The 11737-nt window shown below is 62.9% G+C and carries 13 protein-coding genes and 1 tRNA gene; 3 read left to right on the top strand and 11 right to left on the bottom strand.

The window, feature by feature from the left end; genetic code table 11:
- Positions 1-277 precede the first annotated feature (277 nt).
- The 5 genes from ACFVJ3_RS48150 to ACFVJ3_RS48130 form a co-directional block, all read right to left on the bottom strand.
- Positions 278-351: transfer RNA gene (locus ACFVJ3_RS48150), tRNA-Ile, on the bottom strand.
- A gap of 176 nt (positions 352-527) precedes the next feature.
- Entirely contained in the window at positions 528-818 is a 291-nt protein-coding gene (locus ACFVJ3_RS48145; RefSeq protein ID WP_378458810.1) for a DUF4193 domain-containing protein, read from the bottom strand.
- A gap of 599 nt (positions 819-1417) precedes the next feature.
- Positions 1418-1834, bottom strand: coding sequence for a hypothetical protein (locus ACFVJ3_RS48140; RefSeq protein ID WP_378458811.1), 417 nt, complete (start codon positions 1832-1834; stop codon positions 1418-1420).
- Between the two features lie 60 nt (positions 1835-1894).
- On the bottom strand, positions 1895-2074 hold the full coding sequence (locus ACFVJ3_RS48135) for a hypothetical protein (protein ID WP_378458809.1): 180 nt from the start codon (positions 2072-2074) through the stop codon (positions 1895-1897).
- The gene (locus ACFVJ3_RS48130; protein ID WP_378458808.1) at positions 2071-2727 is read right to left on the bottom strand and encodes a Clp protease N-terminal domain-containing protein; all 657 of its coding nucleotides are present in this window, start codon (positions 2725-2727) and stop codon (positions 2071-2073) included. Before ACFVJ3_RS48130 ends, ACFVJ3_RS48135 begins: the two co-directional genes overlap by 4 nt.
- A gap of 531 nt (positions 2728-3258) precedes the next feature.
- Between ACFVJ3_RS48130 and ACFVJ3_RS48125 the strand changes: the two genes are divergently transcribed.
- Entirely contained in the window at positions 3259-3690 is a 432-nt protein-coding gene (locus ACFVJ3_RS48125; RefSeq protein ID WP_378458807.1) for a hypothetical protein, read from the top strand.
- An 85-nt stretch (positions 3691-3775) separates the two neighbouring features.
- Positions 3776-4666: an IS982 family transposase gene (locus ACFVJ3_RS48120; protein ID WP_378458806.1), complete on the top strand. Its 891-nt coding sequence runs from the start codon at positions 3776-3778 to the stop codon at positions 4664-4666.
- A 21-nt stretch (positions 4667-4687) separates the two neighbouring features.
- Here the strand turns inward: ACFVJ3_RS48120 and ACFVJ3_RS48115 are convergent, their stop codons facing one another.
- The 6 genes from ACFVJ3_RS48115 to ACFVJ3_RS48090 form a co-directional block, all read right to left on the bottom strand.
- Complete coding sequence (locus tag ACFVJ3_RS48115) at positions 4688-5512, bottom strand: peptidase inhibitor family I36 protein (RefSeq protein WP_378458805.1); 825 nt, start codon at positions 5510-5512, stop codon at positions 4688-4690.
- Between the two features lie 4 nt (positions 5513-5516).
- On the bottom strand, positions 5517-7910 hold the full coding sequence (locus ACFVJ3_RS48110; RefSeq protein ID WP_378458804.1) for a tyrosine-type recombinase/integrase: 2394 nt from the start codon (positions 7908-7910) through the stop codon (positions 5517-5519).
- Between the two features lie 38 nt (positions 7911-7948).
- Entirely contained in the window at positions 7949-8788 is an 840-nt protein-coding gene (locus ACFVJ3_RS48105; RefSeq protein ID WP_378458803.1) for a tyrosine-type recombinase/integrase, read from the bottom strand.
- Between the two features lie 431 nt (positions 8789-9219).
- Positions 9220-9891: a hypothetical protein gene (locus ACFVJ3_RS48100; protein ID WP_378458802.1), complete on the bottom strand. Its 672-nt coding sequence runs from the start codon at positions 9889-9891 to the stop codon at positions 9220-9222.
- Positions 9892-10292: 401 nt separating this feature from the next.
- A complete protein-coding gene (locus ACFVJ3_RS48095; protein ID WP_378458801.1) occupies positions 10293-10430 on the bottom strand; it encodes a hypothetical protein in 138 nt (45 codons plus the stop codon).
- A 135-nt stretch (positions 10431-10565) separates the two neighbouring features.
- Positions 10566-10769: a hypothetical protein gene (locus ACFVJ3_RS48090; RefSeq protein ID WP_378458800.1), complete on the bottom strand. Its 204-nt coding sequence runs from the start codon at positions 10767-10769 to the stop codon at positions 10566-10568.
- 47 nt (positions 10770-10816) lie between these two features.
- Between ACFVJ3_RS48090 and ACFVJ3_RS48085 the strand changes: the two genes are divergently transcribed.
- Positions 10817-11092, top strand: a complete 276-nt coding sequence (locus ACFVJ3_RS48085; protein WP_378458799.1) for a hypothetical protein — start codon at positions 10817-10819, stop codon at positions 11090-11092.
- Positions 11093-11737 lie beyond the last annotated feature (645 nt).

Below are 11737 nucleotides of genomic sequence, written 5' to 3'. Positions count from 1 at the left end.
CGGCGCTCACCTCACGAAAACGTCCTACCAGGATATCGCTCCGAACACGCGAAACGGGACCCCACAACGGTGTGCGAATCCGCAGATACCTTGCCCCGCCGGGGTATGTCCCGACCGGCGAGACGCCGAAGGCGGTGATCGCCGGCATCACCGTGATCGTGGGCCGGCGATGGTGGACGAGCCCGACGTGTCCTGGGCTCGGACTTCACCACAACGCCCTGCCGACATCATCGACACGGAGAGCGAGCGGGGAACACCGGATGGTCGGTGAAGGCGGTGGGGCGGGCGGGGCTCGAACCCGCGACCAATGGATTATGAGTCCACGGCTCTAACCGACTGAGCTACCGCCCCGTCACTGCACTATTCGTTATCGCGGGCGTGGTGATGGTACCGCCGGCCCTTCGGACCGAGTGTGTGCGATGCAGTGACACACGGTGGTGGTGACTCCGGTCAGGTAGGTGACGTCAGGAGGGGTGCACCGCCTTCTGTGTGGAGACGTCCGAGGTTTTCGGATGTGTCGATGGTCTTTAGGCGCAGTCTCGGCAGATCAGCTGCGCATCATGGGCGAGGCGGCTGCGGTGATGGACCAGGAAGCAACTGGTGCAGGTGAATTCGTCCGATTGTTTCGGGATGACGCGGACGGTGAATTCTTCACCGGACAGGTCGGCGCCGGGCAGCTCGAACGACTCTGCGGTGTCGGTGTCCTCGACGTCGACGACGGTTGACTGGGTGTCTTTCCTGCTGGCGGTCAGTTGTTCGAGCGAGGTGTCCGTCTCGTCGGAGTCGGTGACTCTCGGTGCGTCGTAGTCGGTGGCCATGCTCTTCTTTCCTCATGCTCTGCGTGTTCGGACCCGCCAGGCTAGAGGGTCCGGCCCCCGCGACACGCTCCCGGGGTCATGGCGTGCGGTGGCCTCAGCATTCCGGGGGCGGCGGGGATCGTGGTCCGCCGGTTCGGTTCCGTCTTGCTGGGTTTCCCATTGTCGTTTTCTGGCAGTGGATTTGGGGATGTAGGGGAGGGGGCGGGTGGCGTTCGAGGCCGAGTGATCGATCCAGTTTCGAGTGTAAGCAGATCCAGTTCGGGCGTACGCAGCAGAAACACAGCGCCACGCGTGTCAGCGCGCAGTCGGAGTGTCGGGTCGGCGGTCGTCGGCGTACATGGCTTCGATTCTCGACTTGATCTCGGCGGTGCTCATCACGCTGGGCCGCCGCAGTGTGCGGGATGTGGATACGGAAATCGTCGGGGTAGGGGGTGTCGCCATCAGAATTCTGCTTTCGTCGTCTGGGTGCTGGGCCGCCGCGGCAGCCGCGTGGCTGTTCCGACAACCACGCTTACATGTGATCGGAGTCACACCGAGTTGTGTTACGTTCCGTGCCCACCTTCGACCGGCTGCCACTCGCACAGCCGGGCCTACGGGGCCTACCTCGTCGATGCCGCCGACATCATCGCCCCGGACCGCATTCGGGAGTATGCGCCGGCCACCTTGACCAATTGGGGGGCGCGATCGCCCATCACCACCACCACCACCGCATCGGCCACGAGTCCTCGACCGGGCAGGAGATCGTGCGCGCCTTGTCCGGAATCCAGCGTGACTATGCCGCGGTAGGAGACCGGCGCCGCATCGCCCGTGCCGCCCTGCTGTCCACGGACATCGTCACCATCACCGCCGTGAGCATAGCCTTGCGTCAGCAAAGTACACTCGGAAGTTAAGTGCCGCAGAATGTTTGGAAACTCTCGCTGAATGATCGTGGGGCGGGTGTGGTGTAGTCGGACCACTCGTCGCGAGGAGATTTCGGCACTGCGGGTGTTCAATGTGATCGCGTGGATGGACGGCAAGAACCGCGCCCTGGGTGAACGTTTCTGACCTGGGAAGATGACACGTCCCGGGGTGTTTCATCATCGGCACGGCCGATGATGGGTGGTGTGGACGAGGTGGCACCGGCCTTGCTGGGTGTTCGGGTTGGTGATGGTTCCGTGGCGGCCCGCCCGGCAGTTCGCTGTGCCGTTGGTGTGTGCGTTCTTGCCGGTGGCGGCGTTGGTGGCGTGGTTCTTCATCGGGGTGGAGTTGTTCTTCACCCTCCGACTGAACCTGCTGCTATTCGGATTGGTTGAGGGCGTCGGTGATGCGGTCGTGGACCGGAGGTTTCGAGGTTCTGGCCGGCGGTGCGGGCGGCGTCGTGGGCGTGGGTGTATTCGTCGTCGCTGAGCCGGATGGGGATGCGGTGGGCGGGGCCGGGAGTGGGTTGCTGGGCGAGTTCGTGCTGGAGGTGCTGGCGCATCTCGCTGATGTTGAGGGGTGTGAGGTCGGTGAGGATCTGGGCGCCGGTGGAGGCGGGGTCGTCGAGGAGGGCCAGGAGGAGGTGGTCGGTGCCGATCTCCTCGTGCCCGAGCAGGGCGGTCTGGCGCAGGCTGCCCTCGAGGACCTTCTTCGTCTTCGGAGTGAACGGGATGTGTCCCGCGGCCGGTGCGGAGCCCGCCGGTGCGCTGACACCCTCGAGCTTGCTCTCGAGTGCCAGCGCGGTGACACCCCATGAGGTCAGCGCTGCCGCTCCGGGGCCGCCGGCCTCGAAGATCCCGACCAGCAGGTGTTCGGTGCCGACGGAGTTCTGGTGGTGGGTGCGGGCGGCTCCGGCGGCGAGGACGACCACCTGACGGGCTTGATCGGAGAATCTCTCGAACACCACTACGCGCTCCCTCCGCAATCCACTGCCGAACTTTCTGATGTTCATTCTGGGGACCCTGGTGCGGTGTGTAGGTGGATATGGGTGGGATCGGTACGACGCTGTGGGCGTAATGGCGTTGTGACCCCGGTTGGTTCGATCCCGAATCCGCGCATGTGAGCGGTGAGGACGCCGGAGGCGAGTAGGTCGGCTGCGATCCGGTCGCGTGGGCGGAACAGCGGCGACGTCAGCGGCATGGACGTGCCGAGCGGTGGGAGGGGCGGATGGGTTGCGGCCGCCGGACATGCTCTGGAACGGAATCGGATAGTGGGACGATAGAGCTGATGAGGCGATATTCCCTGGCGACCGCTGACCACGAAGGATTGCAACGTGCTCAAAGCTAAGCGAAGCAAAGTAGTTGTGGCAGCCCTCGCCCTGTGCCTTCCCGTTCTGGGGTTGTCGACCGCGTGCGGAGCGCCGGACGAGACCCCCCCGAGCCCCGGTGCCGGTGAGACGACACGGGATGGACAGTGTCAACAGTTCGAGTCGTTCTCCGGGCAGCTCCTCGTCGGCAATCCTCCGCCGGTCCCCACTGGGTTGGTGCCGGTGTCGCCTGGTGAATCTTTTCCCCCTTCACCGACTCGACCATCGCTGGACTCGATCGATCTCGAGCGGACCCCGAACGGCGAGATCGTCACTTTTCGTCTGGGTGGCGACGGATCGATGGGCTGGTCCGCCCGCTTCGTACAAATGCCGCTTCTTCGAGGAACAGACGGCGCCGTGCAGATTTCAGGATCGTGCATTTTGCAGCTCGACCTGACCTCGGTGGACTCGAATCAAGCCGGCGAGGGCCCCGGCCTGCCGATGCGCCTCACGCCCGACAGCGACGCATCGGCAGTAGTCGAGGTTCTCAGCTACCCAAGCAGCGACACTGTGGCGCAATCCTTCGTCGGAACCCGAAGCAGCACACCCGAGATCGCGGTCGACACGTCGATCGACAACCGCGCGATCACCATCGCAATCTCTCGCTAGAGAACACCCGCCCAGCACCCTAGATGGTTGATTCCTTGAAGCGTGTCGCCAAGGAGGAGTAGGCGGAGGGTTTCAAGATCAATGTGTGACGAAAGAACTCGAAACCCTCCTGACGGAACTGTATGTGCTCATCGATGATCATGTCGTCGAACCCCGCTCCGGTCGGGGTCGGCGGCCCCTGCTCAGCGATGCCGAACTGCTCACCCTGGCCGTGGCCCAGATGCTGCTCGGATTCGACTGTGAACGCCGGTGGATCCGACACGCCCACCACAACGACGACCTACGCGCATTGTTTCCCTACCTTCCCGGACAGTCGGGCTACCACAAACGCATCAGGGCGGCACGAGGGTTGCTGTGCAAGGCAATTCACATCCTCGCGCGGATCTCACCGTCATGGTTCGACGACCTGTGGATCACCGACGCCACCCCGGTACCGTGCGGAATGTCGCGGGAGACGGTGAAACGGTCGGATCTGGCCGGGCATGCCGGGTACGGCTACTGCGCCTCCCATTCGCGCTACTACTGGGGCCTGAAGCTGTACCTGGTCTGCGCCGGGGACGGGATGCCGATCATGTGGTGTCTGGCGAATCCGAAGATCGGCGAACGTGAGGTGGTGACCGCACTGCTCGAACGAGATCACCATCTGATCCGTTCCGGGCAGATCCTGCTCGCCGACAAGGGCTTCTCCGGGGCACAGTTCGCTACCCGCACCGCCGCGCTGGGGCTGCGGCTGTTGCGGCCGGATCGCAAGGACGAGACCTACAAGAACGGCAACCTCGGCGGGGTACGGCAATGGATCGAATCGGTCAACCACACACTGAAAGGGCAGCTCGGCCTGGAGGAACACGGTGGCCGCACCACCCACGGGGTGTTCACCCGCGTCGCCCAACGCCTGCTGGCGATGGCAGCCGGTATCTGGCACAACTGGAACACCGGCACCACTGCCAAACGATCACTGACCGCCTACGACCACTGACCCGTACAAGGAATCAATCATCTAGTTCGACGGTCGGCACGTAAAGCATGCGTTCATTGATTGGGCTGCGAAGCCGTGGTAGGGCGAGCCCGCGTATGCCCTCTTCCCGGTGCAATTGGGTCCCGAGAACAACTCGAACACGTAGCCGGTGTTGTTGATGCTCGATCTGAGAGGGGCAACAGTGGGCTGGCAACCGCTCCAGCCTGTCGCTATATACCTATTGCCCGTGTAGTACGTGCCTGTCCAGAAGCATGCCGCGTCAGGCTCGCACGCCGACACAGGGACCTCGGCCGTATAGGCAATGGTTCCGTGTTGGAACGGCTGCTTGATGTACTGCCCCTCTTGATACTGAGCGCCAGTCGGATATCCCCAAGCTCCTGCCTCATAGCCTTCGCCGGCCCACATCTGTTCGATGGCCCCGGAAACATCCCACGCTCCCGTCGTAGGCGAAAAATAGATGACGCCGCGTTGAAAGCGGTTCATGCGGCCTTGTCCGTCGGGGAGGACGACCTCGTCGGAAAGGGGATATCCGAGGAGGCTATCGGGGCGCTCAGCATTGACGACGTTCCATCTATCACGGATGGCGCCACGCACCGCCCAGGCTTGGTTGGCGTTCCAGTAGATGGCGGCGGTGTTTTGGAACTCCTGCCGGCGACCGAATCCGTCGGGGTTGACGATCTCGTCCGAAGTGGGATATCCGAGGGGGCCGGTTTCCCAGTTGTTGCGTTGCCACGCGGCAAAGAAGTGGTTGACTACCGGGTGCGCACCGCTAGCAGCGGACCAGTAGATCGGACCGTTGACAAATTCTCTGAACTCGGCAGCCCCGTCAATTCGACTCCGCAACATGGGTCTAGACGTCTTTCGCCATGGTAGGCATACCGAGTTCGACGTTGGTGTTGGCGGGGCTTCTGCGGTCGATTTGGGAGAGTTTGTCGTTGGCGCCGAGGAGACTGATGCGGAGTCCTTCGACCTCGCCGAGCCACCCTTCTCGTTCGGCTTCGGCGATGCGGGCGTGGAGATTGTCGCGGATGTCCGCGAGGCGTTGACGTTGGGCGGGGTCGGGCCAGAGCATCGAGCAGCGAATGCATGCGTGCTCGTGGATACACGGTGTTCCGAATGCTCGTCCGCATGTTCCGGTCGAGACGGTGCGACGCTCGAAATGGCCGAGGAATTCGGTCCATTCTGCATCGGTTGGTACTCGGTATTCCTCGGTCGGGCGCAGCGACCGGCGGCGTGCCAGAAACGCGTGGTGCGCTTCGATGGCCTCGTGGGGGTAGATGGCTTTGTAGCCCATCGTGACGTTGATATCGCGATGGCCTGCGACGACTTGGGCGATGTGCGGCGGTAGGCCGTTGAGAATGGCATCGGTGATGAAGACACGACGGAAGTCGTGCGGAGTGAACCGAAGCGGATCACCGGTGGCGTGGTCGACGAGACCGGTCGCAGCAAGGGCTGTGGTGAGCATGTCTCGGATCGCCCGGGGGCCGATCGCTTGGTTCTCGGATCCAATATGGCGTTGGAACAACAGGGGCGCGGGAGGTAGCCAGGTCCGTTCGTGCAGGTCGAAGGCGGGTACCAGTGGAACAGCGCCAGTGGTGCCGCGGATCCTCGAGATGACTGCGGAGAGCACGTCGGCGAGTTCGGGACTGACGAGCAGTAGTCGTTCGGCGTCGGTTTTCGACGGTGCGATCTGCAGCAGAGGGACGAGTTCCCCGGTGGAGGGTAGTCGGTACTGGATCAGACTGTGATGCGATAGCTCGGTCAGTTCCTCGATGCGCACACCCGTCGAACGCAAAACCTCCACTGCTGCGAACGCCCAAAACGATTGACTCTCTTCACGGTTGATATCGCGACGTATCCCGGTATCGGGGTCGTGAGCCCAGACCTTCCCGGGCGTCGATTCTCTGGTGAGCGATCTGACCAGCGTCTGTCCCGCGGCGGTGAACGTTTCACCTGGCTGCGCGGTGAGGGCTGCATCCAGCAATTCCGATGCCTCACGCCGGCGTGTATCGACGCTGCGCACCAAGGCTGGGAGCACGGGTAGCCGTGCCCTCGTTCTGGCGTCCATCCGGGATTTTCGGCGCAGCGTGGCTTTTCGTCGATCGATTTCACCTGCCCGGATCGGGCACGGGGCAACCCATGGGCCCCATCGTGCTGGATCTTCCAACGCCCATTGTGCGAGGTCAAGGTAGAAGGCGCGGACCGGTGTCAGGCATTCGTGGTAACCGATTCGCGTACCAGCTGACTCGTCGATGGCGCCCTCGGCGGTGGCAGAGCCTGTGCTGTGCAATCGCTGTTTCCAAGCGTCGGCGACCTCGGCCGACAGGCGCAATGAGTCGATCCCAGGATGGTGTTTCTCCAGATCCGCCCAGAACAGTTTCCCCAGCATCCGCGCCAGCCCCGTCAGGCTGCCGTAGTCGAGGACCGGTTGGCGCTCGCGGAGGTATTCGACCAGCAGATCGCGGATCGGTGTGCACTCGATGTGGTAGCGATCGATCAGCTCGGCGGGACTGCGTTGGCCGGGACTACGCAATTCGCGCAACGACTCCGGAGCGTCCTTTCCGAAGGTTCCGAGGGTGTGCAGCAGGCGGTAGAACACTCGGGTGGCCCCGATGCCGTAACCGATCAACCCCGCTTCGGTGTCCAGTAGCTCGACGACATCACCGACGGTGATATCGCTGATCGTTCCGCCCTTGGCTGCGGTGATCAGCACAGCGCGATATCGGCACCGATTCGCCGCCGTCGTGGAGATCATCGGATCGGACGCGCAGAGTGCGTCGAGCCTGTCGAAGTCGATGTCGGCGCGACCACGAGGCACATCGGTGACGATGCTGATGCGCATCTTGCTCACGATCAACCAGGCCAGCGATGGTCGGACGAGGTCGGCCGCGATCAGCGTCGATACTGCACGAACCATCACTTCGAGCTGGTATCTGCCACCGAGATCGCGTTGCTCGAGCCAGCGTCCAAGGGTGCTGCGCCACTGATTTCCGGCGTTCTCGATGTTGCTGGAACGCCAACGGTCCTGCCAAGTTCGACCGGTTTGTTCGTCGAGCCAGTCCAGCACGTGTCCGAGCCCGCGTCGACGGTCGCACTGTTTGTTGTAGTCCTCGAACACGAACGGGCTGCTCGTCAGCAATGTCCACGCCTGCGCCCTGTCGAGCTCCGTGGCACACCACGGCTCGTCGACGACTCGGCCCGGAACCGACCACTTCCTACGTGTCCTTCGGGTGGTCTCATCCACGACAATCCCTGTTTCAGTCGCGAAATCGGTGATTGCAGTCATCGGACAGCCGTCCCGAACAGCACATCGAGCGACTCGGGCCTGTATCCGGGAGCGAGTGGTGGAGTTTTCCGCTCGAGCACGCGCCGTGTCTGCTCGGCGTGATGAAGTAGCACTCTGCGGATCACATCCTCGGTCCGTGGGGTGAGGTAGATCTGCGTCGACGCCAACTGGGCGTGGCCGAGGACGTACTGGACGTCGGTCAGCGGCAACTGTGGATCTTCGGCCATCCGATACGCCGCTGTATGCCGTAGAGCGTGCAGGGTTGCCGAGCTACCTGCGCGTTGTGCGGCGCGCTCGAACATGCGGTGTGCAGCGTGATAGTTCAGTGGTCGCACCGGTGTTCGCGATGTCCACCACAGTGGCTGACGTCGCCCCTTCGGAATCAGCGATTGCATCTCGAGCTGATACAACCGCAACCACACAAACGCATCGGTCGAAGCCGGCAACTGCTGCTCGGCCCGGGTACCTTTGCGCACCACTGTGATCAACTGCTGGCCTGGGTCGACACCACCGGCAGTTGCCGACAGCAACTCCGACGCTCGTGCTCCGGTGGACACGTAGAACGCGACCAATGCGCGGTCTCGATGCGAGGGCAATGCAGCGAAGATGTCGTTGAACTCGTCATCGGGCACTGCCCGTGGAATGCGTGCGGGGACCTTCGAGCGATAGAGCCCCGTTCGTTCGTTGCGGTAGGAGTCCATCGGATTGTGGTGTGCGTGCACCCGCTGACGGCGTGAGGATCGAGCAAGTGGGAACGGGTTGATGATCGGGCCGTCACCAGTGTCGAGGTGGAAGTCGTAGAAGCACCGCACCACCGTTTCACTATGCGCTCTCACCGCTGGGGAGTACGGCTTCCTCTTCGCACTGCCCAGTGCGGGGGCGTCGTCCGGGTGACGCCAGTGAGGTCGAATCGGTTTGCCTCCCAATATCATCCATGTTGAGTAGTCGCAGGCCTCGACGCGCGTTGCAGCGTTCCATGCGACATCGATCGACCAGAGGAATCGGAACCACCGCAGCAGATCCATTCCATACGACCGCACCGTCGGCGGCGCACAATCTCGGGCCTGTAAGTCTCGGAAGTACGCGGTCACCGGTTCCACTGCTGCGCCTGTCGGGTCGATCATCACCAACGGCTGCCAAGGGTCACCGGTCGCGCTCAACGAACCTGTCGAAGGGACTGTCAATCTGGCCAAATCTCGTGGAACCTCTTCGGCTGCCGACACGAATCAGACCATACGCACAAACGTCGAATACCAGTCGTGAACTGCTAAGACGCGTGTCGTAGTTCAGTCAACAAGAATGTATTTCTACGTCCGAATCCGTCGGGGTTGGTGAGTTCGTTGCTGGTGGGCCAGCCCAGGAAGCTGGTTGGGCCGCCGAGTGAGTCGTACTTGACTCGGATCGCGCCGCATACGAAGTACTGAGGTGTAGGCCAGTAGTTCATGCAGTCGGTCGGGGCTGCGGCGGCGAAAGCAGTGGTGGCACCGCTGCTGCGCGCATTGCGTGAGCGCGAGGCTTCCAGGATCTTCGCCTCCTGGATTTCGGCTTGGTCAGCTTCCTCCTTGGTGTAGGGGGCGGGGACCTCTTGGCGGTCGGAGCGCATCTTGCCCGGGATGATCGTCGAGTTAGGGTTCTCGGTAGGTGTCCATTTGACGAACGGTTCCCTTACTCCGGGTAAGACTGCCGGTGTCGTCACCGACGAGGACGACGGCGCCGGTGCCTGAGCGGTTGAGGAGGGTGCCGTCGCCGATGCTGGTGCATCAGTCTTGGTGGTGGAACTTGGTACGACACGCTCCGACAGTTTCTCCGAGGGCGGCGCCACTGTGGTTGTCGTCGTGCTCGGTGAGGGTGTCGGTGTGGTTGTCGGTTGGGCCGCGCTGACGCCTCCGCCCGTTGCAAGTAACCCCACCGCCAGCGAGGCTACGATCAGCGCCTTCATGGGTGAATCTCGTTGTGAACACGGAAAATGCAGGTATTGACTCAATCTGGCCATCTGACGCCTGTCTCTCGTAAGGACTTCGTTCAGCGGCGGGCCCACTCGCTCCCTGCAACCTAATCCATATCGCTCAGGATTCTCACAGGAAACATCAGCCTCTCCAGACACACACCCAGAGAAGGGCCGTTCGTGCGCAGTGACCTGCGGCTTCACGCCTCGGCCGCCGGGCTCAGCCTGACGCATCGGGCGTGTCGCAAAACCGGGAGATAGATTGTTATGCCACGGTTTAGGGAATATTGATTGGGTTCTCGCCGTCGTGGTCGGGGGCCGGATGACAGCACGTCAGGTGTCTTGTTCGACAGGGCGGGCGCCGACGGTGATATTGCGCGTCGGCTTTAAGACCTTCACGTCGAGATCATCTCGGGCAGTGAGGGTTGCAGTTCGAAGGTGGCGGTGCGGCGGTGTGCGCGGCCCACGACACCCTGCAACTTGTAGACCTCGGCCCGGGATGGGGCAGGGGTGGGGATATTCGCCGTCGTCATCGTGGGGTTTCCTTCCGAGGTCGGTGGTTCATGGTGGGCGCGAACACCGCACCGGCGGAAGGGCATCCTTCTGGGCATCTGACAGGGCCCACCGCCGCTCCGTTGCCGCGAACGCGCCCTCGCGCGCGGCACCCACTACATCGAGGAGTCGATCTGGGTGTATCTGATGCGGGACTGGGACGGCATCGATCGGTGACGGTGGACGGCTGCGGCCTCGACTCCGGTCTCGAGAACGGTGCCCGCAACAGTGAGTGCATGTGCGAGGACCGCGCCGGGTGTGATGCGGTTCGGGATCGGATGGGTCGGTTGCCGTTGCCGTCGGCGGATGATCTGTTGCATCTGTTGGCGGAGTCGCTGGGTTACACGGTGACGCGGGTGGCCCGGCGGTGACGGCGCTGGTGGAGGCCGTGTTGGTCCGTGATCCGGACGGGCCGACCCACGTGTGGGTGTTCATCGACGGTGCGCCCGTCGAGGCAGTGGAGAGTTGCGTCGATGCCGGGGCGGGCTGGGACTGGGAGGACTGGTGCGAGCACCGGGACGAGCTGCTCACCGGGGCCTCTGCGGCGGCGCGTGAGTTGCTGTTCGAGGTGCTCGACGGTCCGCCCGGTGGGGTGTATGTGGAGGGCCGGGAGGATCGGCCCTGGCTGGACCCCGAGCCCTAGCCTGCCTCGCCTTGCAGCGCGGCCCGTACCCGATTTCCTGGGGTGCGGGCCGTGTGCTGTGTGGGGGTGTGATGGTGTTGTGACCTGGTGTGATGACGTGTCCCCGGTTTGTGATGTGGGGTCCCCGGCGACCTGTGTGGGCCAGTGCCGGCGCCCGGGGTGTCGAGGGCGCGGGGGTATCTGTTTCATCCGTTTTGGAGCCGTTTTGAAAGTTATTGGTCAGCAACATGTTTGGGTAATCAATTGATTTATAATATTTTACACGTGTTGTGCACAAATGTGAGGATTGTAAGGTTCATAATCTGTTGTAGATCAACAGGTTTGGATGTTTCGTGGTTTTCGACTGTTTTGAGTTGCTTGCGAGTGAGTGATATTGCTGTGGGGTATGACATGGAGCGGCGCGGGAAGGCGAGTGGGCGGAGCTCAGGCACACCCGCCCGCGTCCCCAGCCTCGTTGGGGTGTGGGGGACCGGATCGAACGTTCCGAGTAAATGTGCAGGTGAGAACCTAATCTCGGAAACGCAGAGGAGCGAAGCGACTCGTTCGACGGCAACGGGAATCGGCCCACTGCGAGCCGCGCAGCGGCTCCCTGGCGGGGAGCGAAGCGACTCGCCCCCGTCTCCCGGTGCGGAGCACCGGGAGCAG

This window comes from Rhodococcus sp. NPDC127593, assembly GCF_042671975.1.
Taxonomy (GTDB): domain Bacteria; phylum Actinomycetota; class Actinomycetes; order Mycobacteriales; family Mycobacteriaceae; genus Rhodococcus_F.
This window is presented reverse-complemented; position numbering and strand designations above follow the sequence as displayed.

Coding starts and splice junctions, on each gene's coding strand:
- ACFVJ3_RS48145 (WP_378458810.1), bottom strand. CDS start 818: ATGGCCACCGACTACGACGCACCGAGAGTCACCGACTCCGACGAGACG.
- ACFVJ3_RS48130 (WP_378458808.1), bottom strand. CDS start 2,727: ATGAACATCAGAAAGTTCGGCAGTGGATTGCGGAGGGAGCGCGTAGTG.
- ACFVJ3_RS48115 (WP_378458805.1), bottom strand. CDS start 5,512: ATGTTGCGGAGTCGAATTGACGGGGCTGCCGAGTTCAGAGAATTTGTC.
- ACFVJ3_RS48100 (WP_378458802.1), bottom strand. CDS start 9,891: ATGAAGGCGCTGATCGTAGCCTCGCTGGCGGTGGGGTTACTTGCAACG.
- ACFVJ3_RS48095 (WP_378458801.1), bottom strand. CDS start 10,430: ATGACGACGGCGAATATCCCCACCCCTGCCCCATCCCGGGCCGAGGTC.
- ACFVJ3_RS48090 (WP_378458800.1), bottom strand. CDS start 10,769: ATGCAACAGATCATCCGCCGACGGCAACGGCAACCGACCCATCCGATC.